The organism is Crossiella sp. CA198, from assembly GCF_052078295.1.
GTDB lineage: Bacteria > Actinomycetota > Actinomycetes > Mycobacteriales > Pseudonocardiaceae > Crossiella.
On the sequence record NZ_JBQJIM010000014.1, the window covers coordinates 70462 to 86540 of the forward strand.

The window sequence follows — 16079 nt, forward strand, 5'->3', positions numbered from 1 at the left end:
AGCCCGGCGAGCGTGCGGTGAAATGGCCGATCCGCACCCGCTGGGTGCCTGGAACCGGTGGTGTGGGTGGTGGCACGTAAGCTGCCGGGGTGGCGACGCTCATCCTTCTGCGGCATGCACGATCGGTGGCCAACGGTTCCGGGACCCTGGCCGGACGGGCCGAAGGGGTGGGCCTGCACGAGGACGGCCTGACCCAGGCGCAGGGCCTGGTCGAGCGGTTCGCCGGGGTGCCGATCGCCGAGATCGTCTCCTCGCCGCTGCAGCGCTGCGCCGAGACCCTGGCGCCGCTGGCCGCCGCGCTGGAGCTGACCCCTCTTGACGAGCCGCGACTGTCCGAAGTGGACTATGGCGAGTGGACGGGCAAGGCGATCACCGATCTGCTCAAGGAACCGTTGTGGAAGGTCGTGCAGCAGCACCCTTCCGCGGCGGTCTTCCCTGGCGGTGAGGGTCTGGCGGCGGTGTCGGCGCGGGCGGTGGCCGCGGTCCGCGAGCATGACGCGCGGATCAGCGCGGCGCACGGGGCCGAGGCGATCTGGGTGGCGTGCAGTCACGGTGATGTGATCAAGGCGATCCTGGCCGACGCGCTGGGGTCGCACCTGGACGCCTTCCAGCGGATCCTGGTCGATCCGGGGGCGGCCTCGGTGATCCACTACACCGAGCACCGGCCGTATGTGTGGAAGGTCAACGACTCGGGTGCGCTGGCCGGGCTGGTGCGGGCGGAGCGGCCCGCCGAGGACGCCACGGTGGGTGGCTCAACCGGTGGCGAGACCGCTCCCGCCGAGACCGCTCCCGTCGGGTAGGGCTGGGTTCGCGGGTAGTTCCAGGGTGATGACCGCGCCGCCGTCTTCGGCGTTGGCGAAGGTCAGGGTGCCGCCGAGCACCCGGGTCTGGGCGGCGGCGATGGTCAGGCCGAGGCCGTGTCCGGTGCCGCGGTCGCTGCTGCCGGTGCGGAAGCGGCTGGGGCCGTCGCGGAGCAGGTCGGTGCCGAAGCCGGGTCCGTGATCGCGGACCCGCAGGGTGCGCCCGTCGACGTGGACCTCCACGGGTGGTTTGCCGTGGCGGCGGGCGTTGATCAGCAGGTTGACCAGGACCCGTTCCAGTCGGCGCGGGTCGGTGAGCACGGTCTGGGACTCGCCGCTGACCTGGGCTTCGGGGGTGAGGGCGGTGACCCGGCGCTGGACGAAGGTGAGCAGGTCGAACTCGGTCAGTTCGGCCTTCTCGGTGGCGGTGTCCAGGCGGGCGACTTCGAGGACGTCCTCGACCAGTCCGCGCAGGGCTTTGATGCGGTCGCGGACCATTTCGGCGGGGCGGCCCGGCGGCAGGAGTTCGGCGGCGGTGACCAGTCCGGTGACCGGGGTGCGTAGTTCGTGCGCGATGTCGGCGGTGACGCGTTGTTCGGCGGCCAGGCGTTCCTGCAGGGCATCGGCCATGGCGTCCACGGCCTGGGCGAGTTCGGCGGTCTCGTCGGCTGGGCGGTCGCCGATGGCGTCGCGGACCCGGACCTCGGTGTCGCCGTCGGCGACCTGGCGGGCCGCGGTGGCGGCCAGGCGCAGGCGCCGGGACAGGCGGGCGCCGAGGATCACGCCGAGCAGGGTGCCGAGCACGACGACCGCGGCTGAGCCGATGACCAGGACCTGGTCGAGCTGGTCGAGGGCGTCGTCCTTGTCGGCGTAGGAGGTGCGGATGGACAGGATCTTGCCGTCGGTTTCCGCCGCCGCCCAGATCCATGCTTGGCCGGGGCGGCGTTCCAGGTAGGTGGCGCGCTGGCCGCCGTGCACGGAGTCGCGGAGTTCGCGGGGCAGGTCGGGGGAGTCCAGGTCGGCGCCCAGGGTGGCGGTGCCGGACATGGCGTAGTCGCGCACGACGAGCTGGATGCGTTCGTCCTGCAGGCGGCGGGCGTCGGTGAGTTGCATGCGGGCGAACTCGGTGCGCACCAGCACGCTCAAGGCGATCGCGACCAGTGCGCCGACCACGGCGATGACCGCGCTCAGTCGCCAGCGCAGGGTTGTCGGGAACACCGGCTCAGCCCCGTAGCTTGTAGCCGAAGCCGCGCACGGTCTCGATCCGGTCCTGCCCGATCTTGACCCGCAGCCGTTGCACGTGCACGTCCACCACCCGGGAGTCCCCGCCCCACTGGTAATCCCACACCTGTTCCAGCAGCACGTCGCGGGTGAGCACGTTGCCGGGGGAGTCGGCGAAGCAGAGCAGCAGCCGCAGTTCGGTGGGGGTCAGCTCGACCTGCTCGCCGGCCAGGCGGACTTCCAGGCCGTTCTTGTGGATCTCCAGGTCGCCGAAGCGCAGCACGGTGTCCTCGGCCTCGCGCCCGGCGCGCGCCATCCGGCGGACCACCGCGCGGATGCGGGCGACCAGCACGGTGGAGTCGAAGGGTTTGGTCACGTAGTCATCGGCGCCGGCCTCCAATCCCAGTACCACGTCGATGGGGTCGGCGCGGGCGGACATCATGATCACCGGGGTGGGGCCTTCCTCGCGGATCTGGCGGCACAGGCTGACCCCGTTGAGGCCGGGCAGCATGATGTCGAGCAGCGCGACGTCGGGGCGGTGTTCGCGGTAGGCGGCCAGGCCGGCCAGTCCGTCGGCGGCCACGGTGACGGTGAAGCCGTCGCGTTCCAGGGTCAGCTGGGTGGCCTCGCGGATGACGTCGTCGTCCTCGACCAGCAGCACGTGCAAGCCGCTCACTTCTTGAACTCCTCGAAGGCGGTTCCGGTCCAGCGGTAGACGGTGATCTCCTCGCCGCTGGGGCAGCAGCTGCGGTCGGCGGGCTCGTAGACGGGGTGGCTGAGCACGAACCCGATGCTGGGTTCGACCTTGATCACGTTGCCGGGTTCCTCGGTGCCGAACAGCCGCCGCGGCGGGGTGGCGGTCAGCTCGTAGATGTAACTGCCCAGCACCCCGCGACCCGGGTAGACCCCGGCGACGCTGCCTGCGCAGGCGCGGATGGAGGCCAGCAGTTCGGCGTTGCCGTCCCCGGTGAGGTCGATGAAGCGGACATCCACCGCGTACCGGCTGTCCCCACACGGCTTGAGCTGGAGTTTGATCTTCTCCCCGACCTGGGGGTCGGCGCGCAGGATCGCGATGGCATCGGCGCTGGGGGCGGTGCCGCTGCTGGTGGGCGGGCTGGTCGGGGGTGGTTTGACCTGGCTGGCCGGGCCTTCCACCTGGACGCCGCCGACCGTGGCGCACCCGGCTGTGACCCACCCGGCGGCCAGCAGGGCGGCGCCCAGGGCCGCCGCGGGGCCGATCCGCCTTCGCATGCCGCTCATTGTGCCCAGGCAACCACGCCCCGGCGCGGACGGCGCACCCGCCCCACCGGGTGTTACCTGCCTGGCGGGGGAGTGCCGGGCGGCTGTTACAGAACCGTCGGACGGCCATGACAAAGCGCGCTTAGCGTCGGAAACGTCCTGCTCAGACAACTTTCGGAGAGTTGTTCACATGCTCAAGCGTCTCGGTCCGTTCCGTTACGTGGCCGCGGCTGTGCTCGCGTTGATCGTGGTGGCGCTGCTGCTCAACCGGAACACCGCCGGGACCCCCGAACCCGCCGCGAGCAGCCCCGGCCCGGAGTCGGCGGACAAATCCCCGGACCCGGCGCCGCGCCCGGTGCCCAGTGGCGAGCCCGCCAAGGTGATCTACAAGGTCGACACCCAGGACCGGGTGGTGTTCCTGACCATCGACGACGGCGCCACCCGCCGCCCCGACATGATCGACATCCTCAAGCGCAACGGGGTCAAGGCGACCTTCTTCCTGACCAACTCCTACGTCAAGCAGGACCCCGGCTTCTACCAGAAGCTCCGGGATGAGACCGGCAGTGCGATCGAGAACCACACCGAGTCCCATCCCAACCTCAAGGGCCGTTCCCTGGATGCCCAGCGCACCGAGATCGGCCCGGTCTCCGACACCTACGCCACCGAGTTCGGCGCCCGCCCGACCCTGTTCCGCCCGCCGTTTGGCAACTTCGACGACAACACGCTCAAGGCCGCCGGTGAGGCCGGGATCAAGTGGGTCGTGCACTGGGGCTCGGAGATCATCAACGGCAAGGTGCAGTTCAGCGGGCCGCACGAGTTCCGGCCCGGCTCCATCGTGCTCATGCACTTCCGCAACACCTTCGAGCAGGACGTCCAGGCATTCGTGGACCAGGCCCGCGCGAACAACCTGACCCCCGCCCTGCTCACCGACTACCTGAAATGAGCGCGATGAACGCGAAAAAGTCCACCTCGACTCGGCGAGTGCTGTCCGGGATAGGCAAGACCGGCCTGGTGCTGGTCTCCGTCGCCGCGCTCACCGCCACCGCCGCCGGCTACCTGACCTACCGGCAGGCCACCATCGGCCTGGCCACCGACAACGTCATCACCGACGACAAGGGTGAGCCGGTGCTGCCCAAGGCCCCCGGCACCGACACCAACATCCTGCTGGTCGGGGTGGACTCGCGTACCGACGCCCAGGGACGGCCGCTCTCCCGGGAAGTCCTCGACGCCCTGCAGGCCGGGGATGCCAACGGGGAGCAGAACACCGACACCATGATGCTGGTGCACGTCCCGGCCGATCCGGCCAAGAAGGCCTTCGCGGTCTCGCTGCCGCGGGATTCCTATGTGGACATCGCGGGCGGGTTCGGCAAGCACAAGCTCAACTCCGCCTACGCCCGCGGCAAACTCGCCAAGGCCAAGGAACTGCGTGGCCAGGGCAAGGACGCGGCCACGGTGGACAAGGAGTCGGTGACCGCCGGGCGCAAGAACCTGATCAACACCATCGGCAAGCTCACCGGGCTGACCGTGGACCACTACGCCGAGATCAACCTCTACGGCTTCAGCGAGATCACCAAGGCCGTCGGCGGCATCCCGGTCTGCCTGAACAAGCCGGTCAAGGACGACTTCTCCGGCGCGAACTTCCCCGCGGGTAAGCAGACCCTGGAAGGCGTGGACGCGCTGAAGTTCGTCCGCCAGCGCCACGGCCTGCCCGCCGGTGACCTGGACCGGGTGCGTCGTCAGCAGGCGTTCCTGGCCGGGCTGGCCAACCAGGTGCTCTCCGCCGGGACGCTGACCGACCCTGGCAAGGTCAAGGACCTCATCGACGCGCTGACCCGCTCGGTGGTGCTCGACCAGGGCTGGGACCTGCTCGGATTCGCCCAGCAAGTCCAGGGGCTGTCCGGCGGCAAGATCCAGTTCCACACCATCCCGACCCTGCGCTCCAACCTGGCCACCCCCGGCGACGGCGTCGCGGTGGAGGTCGACCCGAACAAGGTCAAGGGCTTCGTGCAGGGCCTGCTCACCGGCGACGGCACCCCCGCCAGCGCCTCGGGGGCCGGGACCTCGGCGGGCAAGGTGCGGCCGGTGGCCAACACCGCCCAGCAGCCCATCGACGCCGCCGGGATCCCCTGTGTCAACTGACCACCACACTCGCGCGGGCGAGCAGCACCCGAGCGCCGCTCGCCCGCGCGTCCCCTTCTGGGCCGCCATCCTGATCGCCTATCTGCCCGGCGCCGCCGGTGGTCTGCTCGGCGGGTACTGGTTGCCCGCGGGGATCGGACTGGGCTGTGTGGCCGCCGCCCTGCTGGTGGCGCCCGGTGGCCTGTTCACCGCAGCCGTGCAGCCTCCGCTGATCACCGCGGCCGTGGTGGCCACTGTCGTCGCAACGGGCACGCCGCTGCTGGCCGCGGTGTCCGACCTGGTGAAGACCTTCCCCTGGCTGGCGGCCACCACGGCTGTGGTGATCGCGATCGTGCTGGGCCGGGTGAACCGGGCACGGCGGACCTGCGTAGTCAGGAGAGCCTCGCCCGGCGCAGTGAACCGGCGTGAGACGCGCGTGAAGGCGGGCTCGACCTCCCGGAGCGGGCGGTCGGAATGGTTGCGTGGTGGCAGGGAAGGGGTGAGCGCCGATGAGTCTGAGAGCACGCCACGCCCGGCGTCTGGCCAGTCTGCTGACCGCCCGCACCGGCGCCTACGTGCTGGTGCGCTACGACCGGTCAGCCGCTCGGTACCAGGTGCAGTGGAGCGGCGGTCCTGATCGCGACGCCATGCGCGAGCTGGCCGCCGAATACACCGAGGAGGTCGCCGAACTCGAGCTGGCCGAGCTGATCTGGCTGCGCAGCAGCGGCTGAGGCAAGGCGTTGTCCGCTTCCCGCCGCCGTGGGAGGTTCCCGATGATCGTGCTCAGTCTGGAGATCGGCAGCGACACGCACCGGCTGCCCGCCGTGCGCGCCGAGGTGGATCCGGTGCTGCGCCGCCTGTTCCCGCCCGCCGCGGCCGAGCAACTGGGCCAGGCGGTGCGGGAGGCGGTGGCCAATGCCATCCAGCACGGCAACGCCGCCGATCCGCGCGCCGCGGTCGGCATCACCCTGGCCCTGGCCGAGGACGAACTGCTGATCCAGATCAGCGACCAGGGCTCCGGTTTCGTGCCAGCCGCCACCGCCGGTCCGGGCCACCCGCCGGCGTTGTTGCGGCCGCACGGCGGCGGCCTGACCGTGATCCTGGCCGCGGTCACCGGCCTGGACGTCACCCGCGCCGGCGGCCGTTTCCTGCTCACCCTGCGCGCGGCCTTACCGGCCTCGCAGTCCGACGCCGCCTGACTCAGGTGGGCGGGTCGAGCTGGGCGGTGACCGCGGCCCGGATCTCGGCCCGCAACACCGCCCGGTCCCGTCCGGTCCCGTCCGCCCACGCTGCTCCACTCGCCGTGCAGCGGGAAGACCTGCGCCAACGGGGCCGCCAGCACCGCATCGTCATACCCGCTGGCGCGGCAGATCCAGTCGACCGCGTGCAGCACCTGTTCCTCGGTGGCCAGCCCGTCCGCGCAGCGCCGGGCCACCGCGGTGAACACCAGCCGGGCCGCCGTCGCCAGGTCCGGTTCGGGCGCTCCGGCCTCTGCCAGGGCCCAGGGCAGCACCGAGCGGACCTCCTCCAGGTCCTGGCCGTTCATCCCGGCGAGCATGCGCAGGTCGGTGCCGTCGAGGTCCTCGGTGAGCCAGTGCGCCGCCCACAGTGGCGTGCGCTCCGGCGGCGCGATGCCCAGCCGCAGTCCGGCGGCCGCCAGTGCCGGTGTCGGCGTGTCCTCGAACAACATCAGCGCCGCGCCGCCAGATCCGGTCCGTTGACCAGCTCACCCAGCCACCCCGGCACCGCCTCAGCCCACTCGGCCAGCGCGGACTCATCGGCGCCGAGCAGGGCGCGTTCCCAGGCCAGCGCCCGGCTGATCGCGCCGACCTTGGTGGTCAGCGCGAGGGTGCGGCGCAGTTCGGCCGGGGTGCCCAGATCCGACCACGGTTCCAGGTAGGCATCCCGCAACCGCAGCATCTCCGGCGCCTCCTGGTCCAGCTCGAACCTGCGGGCGGCCACCCGCAGCGAGACCAGCAGTGTGGTGAAGGGGTGCGCGATGCTGGCGTCGCCCCAGTCGAAGAACCGGTACCGGCCTTGCGCGTCGACCAGGACGTTGGCGTCGTGCAGATCATCGTGCTGCAACCCCAGCGGCACCGGCGATCCGCCCAGCTCAGCGCACAACTCGCCGAGCCGCGGCCGCTGCTCGGCGATCTCGGGCAGCTCGTGCTCGCCGAGCAGCCGGTCCAGGTGGCCGGGCAGTGTGGCGGGGGAGAGGTCGGGCACGCCCAGTCCCAGGAAGTCCGGCGTGTGCGCGACCAGTTCCCGCTGCAGCACGGCGTACTCGCTCAGCAACCGTTCCCAGGCCGCGAGCCCGTCCTGGGCTGATTCCCGCAGTGTCCGCCCGCCGTCGGGCAGCAGCGACCAGCCCCGCTCGACCTGCACCGCCAGCGGCGTGATCACCCGGTCGGGGGCCAGCGAGCCGAGGGCCCGCAGCAACCCGGCCTCGTACAACAGCCCCGGTCCGTTGGCCTTGAACCACACCGGACCCGTCGTGGTGGGCACGGTGGCCACCGTCGACCACGGCCGCTCCCGCACCCGTTCGATCTCGCCGGTGCGCACCCGGCCGTCCAGGTTCGCCTCGATCCAGGCCACCGCCCGCGGCCACCACACGGGTTCGCTCATGGCGGCACCGTAGAGGAACTAGTACTCCCAGTTCATCCCAGTTCCCTGGTACTCGGCCACCGGGATGGACTCCGCGTCGGTGCGCATCCGCTCTGGGTAGAGCACCCCGTGGAGGTGATCCACCTCGTGTGCGACCAGCCGCGCCACCCCGTGGCTGAAGATCGTGATCCGGCGCGCGCCGGAGAGTTCCTGGTGCTCCACGTGCAGGGCCAGGGGCCGGGTCACCAGGCCGCGGACGTCGAAAAAGCTCAGGCAGCCCTCGTATTGCTCGTCGGTCTGGTCCCCGATCTCGATGATGCGCGGGTTGAGCAGCATGATCAGGTCCTCGCTGCCCGGCGGCAGCACCAGTGCCGCGGCGCGGTCGATGCCGAGCTGGTTGGCGGCCAGTCCCATGCCCTTGCCGAAGGTGTGCGCGCGGCAGATCCGCTTGGCCGCGGTGCGCAGTTCGTGCAGCACCCGGCGGGCGTCCTCGGCCTCATCGGGCAGGACGAAGGGGCGGGCCGGGCGGTGTAACAACGGGTCGTCGCGTTGCAGCACACCGAGGGCCTGCATGACCTCGCTGGGACGTTGCTGGCGGGCTTCCGCGGCGATGCGGGCGGCGGCCCGGAAATGCCATTCGAGGCGGTAGCGGGCATGTAAAGGAGGATCCTCGGTGGCCCAGGAGTACACCCGGCGGCCCTGCTCGTGGCGCTCGTCGATCGCGGTGCGAAACGGCATCGCCTCGGCGGTCATCGAGGTGTGCAGTCCCCACACGGTGGGTTCGAGTTCGGCCGGGAAGTCCAGCCGCATGGACAGCCGTTTGGTGGGCAGCCGGACCGCGCGGCGGAACCACGGGCCCCACTTCTCCGCGCGCACCGAGTAGGTGTATTCGATCCAGGTGCTCTGCCCCGGATACAGCGGGAAGTGGCCGCTGTCGTTGGCGAAGAGCAGCCAGAGTTCTTTGAAGGCGTCCCGGTCGTGCTGGGCCACCCAGTGCATCGGCTCGGCCCTGCCCTCGCCCCACCAGGCGGTCAGTGCCAGCTCGTTCCAGGTCAGCGGGTTGTCCCTGTACAGCCGGTTGGACTGCTCCGGGTTGTCCGGGTAGCGGTCCACCGCGATCCGGATCAGGTAGCGGGTGATCGGCTCGGTGCCGGAGTTGACCAGCTTGCGGCGCATGGTCGCCCGGTAGGAGTGCCCGTCGAAGTGCAGTTCGGCGTCATCGTGCTCCACCAGCAGGCTGGACCCGGTGGCCGCCTCCACCCCGACCTCGGGGCTGGGCTGGATCAGCCGGATCGCCACCGGCCGGTTGGTGTCGTAGTCCCGCCAGGCCCGCCGCAACGCCCCGGCCGCGCGCAACGCCTCATCGGCGGCCTTGGCGAACTCCCGGGAGGGACGCTCGTGCGCGCTCTCCACCTTCGAGACATAGGATCGGCTGTAGCCCATGGCGTTGGCCAGCGCCGTGCGGGAGAGTCCGCGCACGTCACGCCACCGCCGCAGCTCGGCGATGAACGCGTCCAGATGCGCGACATCCTCGCCCGGGGGCTCCTCGTCAGACACCATGCCGCCGCCTCCACCGCCGAGGCGTGAGTCGGCGTGAGAGGCGCGTGAGTCCACGCACATCTTCCGCTAGCCGGCTCACCACTGGTCTGCTCTCACCACAGATAGCACACAAGCGACCGCGCGGAGTGTTCGAGAGGGCTTCTGTTATGGAACTTGTCCAGAGGGTGCTTCGCGCGGTTCCCAGCGGAATGAGCACCATGAGCCACCGAGCCCGCAGTGCCCGACGACTCGCGACGCTGCTCTCAGCGCGTTCGGGGGTGTCGGTCTCGGTGCGCTACGACCGGGAGCTGCGCCGCTATCGGGTGGTGTGGGCCAGCGGCCCGGACCAGGCGCAGATGCAGACCTTTGCCGTCACCAGCGTGGCCGCGGTCCCCGACTTCACCGTCGGCGAGCTGTTCTGGCATCGGACTCCCGCGTAGGCGCCACAAGCCACTACGCGGGGAAGCCGCCCCGGTGGCGGCGGGTTTTCCGGGCCTGCAACCCGGCCGCCACCGGTTCGGCAACCACCCTGCTTCATCCCGTCACCCTGCGGGAGCCCTCCGAGCTGTCTGCCGGGACAGCTCAGGCGACCACCAGCCGGTCGAGCAACGCCGCCAGCTCGACCGGCTTGGTGGCCATCGGCCAGTGCCCGGTCTGGATCTCCGCGCGCACCCAGTCCCGCCCGTAGTGCGGCAGTTCGTGCGCCGGGCCATCGCCCGTGCAGTGCACGAAGACCCTGGGTACCGGTGAGCTGTCCGGAGTGGCCAGGGTGATCACCTCGCGGTGGGTGGCGATCGGCACCCCGTGGGCATGCTTGCGCAGCCAGCCCAGGTGCTGCCCGGTCAGCCCGTGCTCGCCGTAGTAGAGGTCCAGGGTCTCATCGCTGATGAACGGGATCCGCCAGCCCTCGCCTTCGGCGTCGGCCATGGCCTGCATGATCTCCTCCACGCCCGGGATCAGGTCGAAGAGCCGTTTGCCGTGCTCCGGGGTCACCCCGGCCACATAGATCACCTTGGCCAGCCGCTCCGGGATGCGGTCGGCGACCACGGTGACCACCGCTCCGGCGTAGCTGTGCCCGATGAGCACCACATCGGTCAGCTCCTCGGCCTCGATCGCCGCGATCACGTCCTGGACGTGGCCGGACAGGTTCGTTTCCGGGGTGCCCAGGTGGGCGCGGTCGCCGAAACCGGTCAGCGTCAGCGGGTGGACCTGGTGTCCGGCCGCGCGCAGTTCCGGGGTGACCGCCCGCCACGCCCAGGCGCCGATCCAGGCCCCGCCCACCAGCACGATGTTCGCCATTGTGATCTCCCAGCTTCGTGATTCCGGTTGTTTCCGCTGGTGAGAACGCTAGAATCACATCCGGACAGAATCCGCCCGGATTAACTGCGAGAGTGGCCTGTGTCACACCCGACCACCCGGATCCTGGCGCTGCTGGAACTGCTCCAGGCCCACCACCGGCTCACCGGCGCCGACCTCGCCCAGCGCCTGGACGTCGACGAACGCACCATCCGCCGCTACGCCACCCGCCTGGCCGAACTCGGCATCCCGGTGCAGGCCGACCGCGGCCGCTACGGCGGCTATCACCTGCTGCCCGGCTACAAACTCCCGCCGCTGATGTTCACCGACGAGGAAGCCGTGGCCGTCGTCCTGGGCCTGCTGGCGGGGGCCCGTCTCGGCCTGTCCACCGCCGCACCCGCGGTGGACAGCGCCCTGGCCAAGGTCCAGCGGGTGCTGCCCGCCCAGCTACGCGAACGCACCGCCGCGGTGCGCGAGGCCCTGGACTTCACCCTGGCCCCACGCGAGGCCCGCGCCCCCGGCACCGGCACCCTGCTCGTGCTGGGCGAGGCCACCAGCCGGCGCCGCCGGGTCCGCCTGACCTACCGCTCCTACCAAGGGCAGGACAGCGAACGCGAACTCGACCCCTACGGCCTGGTCTTCCACCACGGCCGCTGGTACGTCACCGGCCACGACCACCACCGCGCCGACCTGCGCACCTTCCGGCTGGACCGCATCGGCGAGGCCACCATCACCGAGCACACCTTCACCCCGCCCGCGGAGTTCAACCCGGTCCAGCACGTCACCCAGTCCCTGGCCGGCGTGCCGTATGCCTGGGAAGTCCAGGTCACCCTGCACACCACCCTGGACGAAGCCCGCAAACGCATCCCGGCCAGCACCGCCACCCTGACCGACACCGAGGACGGCGTGCTGCTGCGCACCAGGGCCGAACGCCTGGACGGGATGGCGATGATGCTGGCCGGACTCGGCTGGAGTTTCCGCATCCACCACCCGGCGGAGCTGAAGGAAGAGGTCAGATCGCACGCGGCGCGGCTGGTGGCGGCCAGCGAACACTGAGCCAGCCCGGCCCCGGCGCGGGAAGTCGGGGGGTAGCTTCCCACGCCGGGGCACCGGCTTCTGGTCGGAGTAACGCCCGACCGCCAGGTTCGTCGTTCGGCGCAGCGTGAGCGTTACACCACGGAGCGAGAAATCCGGCCCGGAAGTACGCACACTTGACCCTCACGCGACGTGAGGCCACAGGCTCGGAGCCGTCAACGAAAGGAGCGGGGAAGGTGAGTCACTCGGTCGGCCAGGTCTCCCGGTTCGCCGGCGTCACGGTGCGCACACTGCACCACTACGACGAGATCGGCCTGCTCAGCCCGAGCGGCCGCACCCTGGCCGGCTACCGCCGCTACGAACAGGACGACCTGGACCGCCTCCAGCAAATCCTGTTCTACCGCGAACTCGGCTTCCCCCTGGACGAGATCTCGACCCTGCTGGACGACCCGACGGTCAACGCGCGCGAACACCTGCGCCGTCAGCACGCGCTGCTGAGCGACCGGATCGAACGCCTCCAGCAGATGGTCAAGGCCGTCGAACACACGATGGAGGCACGAGCCATGGGAACAAACCTGACCCCCGAAGAGCAGTTCGAGGTCTTCGGCGCCTGGCGCCCCGGCCCCGGCTACGCCGAGCGCGCCGAAACCCGCTGGGGCCACACCCAGGAGTGGCAGGAAGGCATGCCCAAGGCGGCGGCCATGACCAAGGAGGAATGGGTCGCCGACCAGCAGCGCGTCGCCGACTGGGTCACCGACCTGGAAGCCCTCCTGGACACTGGGGCGGCCCCGGACAGCGTTGCCGCGCTGGCCCTGGCCGAACGGCACCGCGACATGCTGCGCAAGTTCTTCGACTGCACCTACCCGGTCCAGGTCAGCATCGCCGAAAGCTACGTCACCGACCCGGAGCAGTTCGCCTTCCTCGTGCGCCCGGAACGGCAGCGTCCCGGCATGGCCGAGTTCATCCGTGACGCGGTCAAGGCCAACGCCGCCAACGCCGGGTAGCGCGGGTCAGTCCGCCGCCAGCCAGTCCGCGATCAGGTGGTGACCGATCGAGTCCACCCGGAACGCCGCCGGATCCGCCGCCACCCGCGCCCGGATCTCCGCCGCGGTGAACCACCGGGCCTCGATCAACTCCTGCTCATCCACCGCGATCGCCGCATCCACCGCGGTGGCCTGAAACCCGACCATCAACCCCGCCGGGAACGGCCAGGCCTGCGAAGCCAGATACCGCACCGGCCCCACCGCGACCCCGGCCTCCTCGGCGACCTCCCGCCGCACCGCGTCCTCCAGACTCTCGCCGATCTCCACAAACCCGGCCAGAGTCGAGAACGCCCCCTCCGCCGCGCCCCGGTGCCGCCCCAACAGGCAGCGCCGGGGCGCGTCCGGCGCCGTGACCAGCACAATCACCGCGGGCTCGATCCGAGGGAACAACAATCGCCCACACCCGACCGCCCCGCACACCCGCAGATGCCCACCCTCACGGACCTCGGTGCCATGCCCACAGGCGCCGCAAAAACGCTGGCCGCGATGCCAGTGCAGGATGCCCTTGGCGTAGGCGAGCAGGGAAGACTCGGTCGCGGACAACACCGGGAAGAGCGCCCGAACGTCCACAGCGGACTCCGCGCCACTCAGTCGCAACGCCTCCGCCTCGTCCACATCGGACAGATCAACCGCGAACCGCCCGCAATCCCCATCCAGGGCAAGGAAAACCAGCTCCCGCCCGCCCGGGGACCCGGCCCGCGCGCCGTTGCCCGCGGCACCCGCGCGCCCGACCGGATCGTCCCCCACCACACGGTCACCCACCGCACCCAGCCGCCCAGCCTCACCCCAGTGCCCAGCCCCGTCCAGCTGCCAGGCTCCGCCCCAGTGCCCGACCGCCGGGGGCAGTACCACCGGCACCCCATCCCGCACCAGGCACCGGTCCCGCCACAGCGCCAGCACCGTGGACCCCGCCCGCTCCCGCACCTCCGCCAGCCACTCCGGATCGGCGCGGTGCTTGCCCGCGCGGTCCAGCGAGAGTCCGTTATAGGCGATGGCCAGGTCAGACACGGTTCGGCTCCAGGCGTTCGTCGGCGGTGACGGGCCCAACTCCACAGTCCGCGACCCCGACCGTCAAGATGATTAGGTGCCAGCCAGCGACCGCCCGAGACAAGCCACCGGCCACGGCCACGGGCATGGTCACGGCCCCGCCGAACCGGTCTCCCGCCGCGTCCGCACCCTGCTCACCATCCTGCTCGCCCCGCTGGCGCTGGCCGCGGTGCTCGGCGGCATCCTGCTCTACCCCTTCGGCAGCCAGCAGGCCACCGGCCGCGACCTGGGCCTGCACCGCACCCCCGTGCACGCCGAGGTCAAAGCCGTCGCCCAGGAACCCTGCGCCACCGGCGGCCAGGGCGACAACTGCCAGGTCGTCACGGTCACCCTCACCGACGGCCCCGGTGCAGGCGCCACCGTGCGCGTCCCGGTCCCACTGGGTCCCAGCGCCCCGAAGTTCACCATCGGCGACGCCGTGGTCCTGGCCTTCTCCGGCGAGGGCAACCCCCGCGACGGCGCCGCCTACGAACTCGTCGACTTCCAGCGCGGCCTGCCCCTGGGCGTACTCGCCGCGATCTTCGCCCTGGCCGTGCTCATCCTGGCCCGCTGGCGCGGCCTGGCCGCCCTGGGCGCCCTCGCGCTGAGCTTCCTGGTCCTGATGTACTTCATGCTCCCGGCCATCCTCGCCGGCAAAAGCCCGCTGGCGGTGGCCGTGGTCGGCGCCGGCATCATCATGTTCGCCGCCCTGTACCTGACCCACGGCTTCAGCGCCCGGACCTCCACAGCCGTCCTGGGCACCCTGGTCAGCCTGGTCCTCATCGGCCTGCTCGGCGCCTCCTTCGTCGCCCTGACCCACCTGACCGGCCTGGACGAGGAATCCACCAACCTGATCACCCTGCTCGGCCGCCCCGTGGACACCCGCGGCCTGCTCCTGGCCGGCATCATCATCGGCGCCCTGGGCGTGCTCGACGACGTCACCGTCACCCAGGCCAGCGCCGTCTGGGAACTCCGCCGCGCCAACCCCAGCCTCAACTGGCGCAAGCTTTACGCCGCCGGCCTGCGCATCGGCCGCGACCACGCGGGCTCCGCCGTCAACACCCTGTTCATGGCCTACGCAGGCGCCGCCCTGCCCATGCTCATCACCTTCTCCGTCTCCGGCCGCACCTTCACCGAGATCGCCACCACCCAAACCCTCGCCCAGGAAATCGTCCGAACCCTCATCGGCAGCATCGGCCTGGTAGCCGCGGTCCCCGTCACCACCCTGCTCGCCGCCCTGGTCGCCGTCCGCGAACCTGTCAACACCCCACCCGACCCCGACCACACCCCCGATCCCACCCTGGCCCCCGACCCCCTCCACCAAGCACCCGTCACCGGCCCCCAGCCCCGCCTGTCACCACCGGCAGACACCGCAACCCAGCCCCGCCGATCACCCCCTCCGGACACCGGCACTCAGTCCCACCAGCCGCCACCATCGGCCACCGGCACGCACCCGCGACTCCCCGGACAGCCAGGCCCCAGCGTCAGTCACCAACCCCAGGCGAGCACGACCGGCCGCCATCCGCGACCGGCTTCCCCGGCCACCGGCACCCAGCCCAGACTGCCCTCGCCAACCGCCGCAGACCCAAGGATCCGGCCCGCCACCCCCGGCAACACCCCACCCTCTGGTCTGACTCCACCTCCTGGCCCGACAGCGCCCGGCCCGATGACGCCCGGCCCGACGCACCCCAGCGAGCGCGCGCACCCCGCCCTCAACCCCGACTCCGGCCGCTGGCCTACCCCCGCTCATCCGCCCACCAGCCCCAACGTCGCTCCAGCACCCAACCTCACTCGCGCCCCCACCCCCGCTCCTGCCCCAATCCCCGCCACCAGTTCTGGCCCCGCTCCTGCCCCAGGCCCCAGGCCAGGCACCGGCCAGTGGCCAGTCCCCGAGTGGACAACCCCCGACCAGCCGTGGCCAGCCCCAGCCCAGCCCAGGCCACCCCACACCGCCTCTCCCCACACCGCTTCACCCCACCCCGCCCCACCCCAACCCGCCCCACCCCTCAGCGAGCCGCCCTACCCCACACACGAGCAGCGGCGACCCCCACCGTCGCCCTCGCAACAGTGGGAATCGCCGCCCGCCGACCACCCGGCACCGGAAGACCCGACCCCGCCGCGCCGGTCCCGACACCGGCGCGACTGATCAGGCCCGGCC

Annotated in this window: 17 protein-coding genes and 1 pseudogene; 11 read left to right on the forward strand and 7 right to left on the reverse strand. The window is 71.3% G+C overall.

The features are described 5' to 3' along the window. The first annotated feature begins 89 nt into the window (after window positions 1-89). Window positions 90-800: an MSMEG_4193 family putative phosphomutase gene (locus ACTOWY_RS23610; protein WP_441311838.1), complete on the forward strand. Its 711-nt coding sequence runs from the start codon at window positions 90-92 to the stop codon at window positions 798-800. On the opposite strand, the gene ACTOWY_RS23615 is transcribed toward ACTOWY_RS23610, so the two are convergent. From ACTOWY_RS23615 to ACTOWY_RS23625, 3 genes are read right to left on the reverse strand one after another with little or no spacing between them, the layout of a single operon-like run. Then, entirely contained in the window at window positions 753-2018 is a 1266-nt protein-coding gene (locus tag ACTOWY_RS23615; RefSeq protein WP_441311839.1) for a sensor histidine kinase, read from the reverse strand. The two genes, ACTOWY_RS23610 and ACTOWY_RS23615, sit on opposite strands and share 48 nt — an antisense overlap. 4 nt (window positions 2019-2022) lie before the next feature. Further along, window positions 2023-2697 carry a two-component system response regulator CseB gene (gene cseB, locus ACTOWY_RS23620; RefSeq protein WP_441311840.1) on the reverse strand — a complete coding sequence of 225 codons (675 nt, stop codon included), beginning with the start codon at window positions 2695-2697 and terminating at the stop codon, window positions 2023-2025. After that, window positions 2694-3272, reverse strand: coding sequence for a hypothetical protein (locus tag ACTOWY_RS23625; protein WP_441311841.1), 579 nt, complete (start codon window positions 3270-3272; stop codon window positions 2694-2696). Before ACTOWY_RS23625 ends, cseB begins: the two co-directional genes overlap by 4 nt. A gap of 178 nt (window positions 3273-3450) precedes the next feature. Between ACTOWY_RS23625 and ACTOWY_RS23630 the strand changes: the two genes are divergently transcribed. From ACTOWY_RS23630 to ACTOWY_RS23655, 6 genes and pseudogenes are all read left to right on the forward strand, one after another. Further along, window positions 3451-4203, forward strand: a complete 753-nt coding sequence (locus tag ACTOWY_RS23630) for a polysaccharide deacetylase family protein (RefSeq protein WP_441311842.1) — start codon at window positions 3451-3453, stop codon at window positions 4201-4203. 5 nt (window positions 4204-4208) lie between these two features. Continuing rightward, entirely contained in the window at window positions 4209-5399 is a 1191-nt protein-coding gene (locus ACTOWY_RS23635; RefSeq protein ID WP_441311843.1) for an LCP family protein, read from the forward strand. Further along, window positions 5389-5700 (forward strand): annotated as a pseudogene (locus ACTOWY_RS23640) (DUF6542 domain-containing protein); the annotation flags it as partial. The gene ACTOWY_RS23635 and the pseudogene ACTOWY_RS23640, both read left to right, overlap by 11 nt. 187 nt (window positions 5701-5887) lie before the next feature. Further along, window positions 5888-6109: a hypothetical protein gene (locus ACTOWY_RS23645; RefSeq protein WP_247756792.1), complete on the forward strand. Its 222-nt coding sequence runs from the start codon at window positions 5888-5890 to the stop codon at window positions 6107-6109. Between the two features lie 42 nt (window positions 6110-6151). Next, on the forward strand, window positions 6152-6577 hold the full coding sequence (locus tag ACTOWY_RS23650) for an ATP-binding protein (RefSeq protein WP_441311844.1): 426 nt from the start codon (window positions 6152-6154) through the stop codon (window positions 6575-6577). A gap of 204 nt (window positions 6578-6781) precedes the next feature. Next, on the forward strand, window positions 6782-7099 hold the full coding sequence (locus ACTOWY_RS23655) for a hypothetical protein (protein ID WP_441311845.1): 318 nt from the start codon (window positions 6782-6784) through the stop codon (window positions 7097-7099). Here the strand turns inward: ACTOWY_RS23655 and ACTOWY_RS23660 are convergent. Next, window positions 7068-8003: a phosphotransferase family protein gene (locus ACTOWY_RS23660; protein ID WP_441311846.1), complete on the reverse strand. Its 936-nt coding sequence runs from the start codon at window positions 8001-8003 to the stop codon at window positions 7068-7070. The two genes, ACTOWY_RS23655 and ACTOWY_RS23660, sit on opposite strands and share 32 nt — an antisense overlap. Window positions 8004-8021: 18 nt before the next feature. Further along, window positions 8022-9542: a peptide deformylase gene (locus tag ACTOWY_RS23665; RefSeq protein ID WP_441311847.1), complete on the reverse strand. Its 1521-nt coding sequence runs from the start codon at window positions 9540-9542 to the stop codon at window positions 8022-8024. A gap of 197 nt (window positions 9543-9739) precedes the next feature. On the opposite strand from ACTOWY_RS23665, the gene ACTOWY_RS23670 reads away from it, so the two are divergent. Beyond that, a complete protein-coding gene (locus ACTOWY_RS23670; protein ID WP_185005120.1) occupies window positions 9740-9961 on the forward strand; it encodes a hypothetical protein in 222 nt (73 codons plus the stop codon). Between the two features lie 142 nt (window positions 9962-10103). On the opposite strand, the gene ACTOWY_RS23675 is transcribed toward ACTOWY_RS23670, so the two are convergent. Beyond that, window positions 10104-10820 carry an alpha/beta fold hydrolase gene (locus ACTOWY_RS23675; RefSeq protein WP_441311848.1) on the reverse strand — a complete coding sequence of 239 codons (717 nt, stop codon included), beginning with the start codon at window positions 10818-10820 and terminating at the stop codon, window positions 10104-10106. Between the two features lie 99 nt (window positions 10821-10919). Between ACTOWY_RS23675 and ACTOWY_RS23680 the strand changes: the two genes are divergently transcribed. Continuing rightward, window positions 10920-11873 (forward strand): helix-turn-helix transcriptional regulator, encoded by a 954-nt coding sequence (locus tag ACTOWY_RS23680; RefSeq protein WP_441311849.1) that lies wholly within the window; start codon window positions 10920-10922, stop codon window positions 11871-11873. A 215-nt stretch (window positions 11874-12088) separates the two neighbouring features. Further along, window positions 12089-12856: a MerR family transcriptional regulator gene (locus ACTOWY_RS23685; RefSeq protein ID WP_441311850.1), complete on the forward strand. Its 768-nt coding sequence runs from the start codon at window positions 12089-12091 to the stop codon at window positions 12854-12856. Window positions 12857-12862: 6 nt separating this feature from the next. Here the strand turns inward: ACTOWY_RS23685 and nudC are convergent, their stop codons facing one another. Further along, window positions 12863-13903: an NAD(+) diphosphatase gene (nudC, locus tag ACTOWY_RS23690; protein WP_441311851.1), complete on the reverse strand. Its 1041-nt coding sequence runs from the start codon at window positions 13901-13903 to the stop codon at window positions 12863-12865. A 76-nt stretch (window positions 13904-13979) separates the two neighbouring features. On the opposite strand from nudC, the gene ACTOWY_RS23695 reads away from it, so the two are divergent. Further along, window positions 13980-16067, forward strand: coding sequence for a YibE/F family protein (locus ACTOWY_RS23695; RefSeq protein ID WP_441311852.1), 2088 nt, complete (start codon window positions 13980-13982; stop codon window positions 16065-16067). The last annotated feature ends 12 nt before the right edge of the window (window positions 16068-16079 follow it).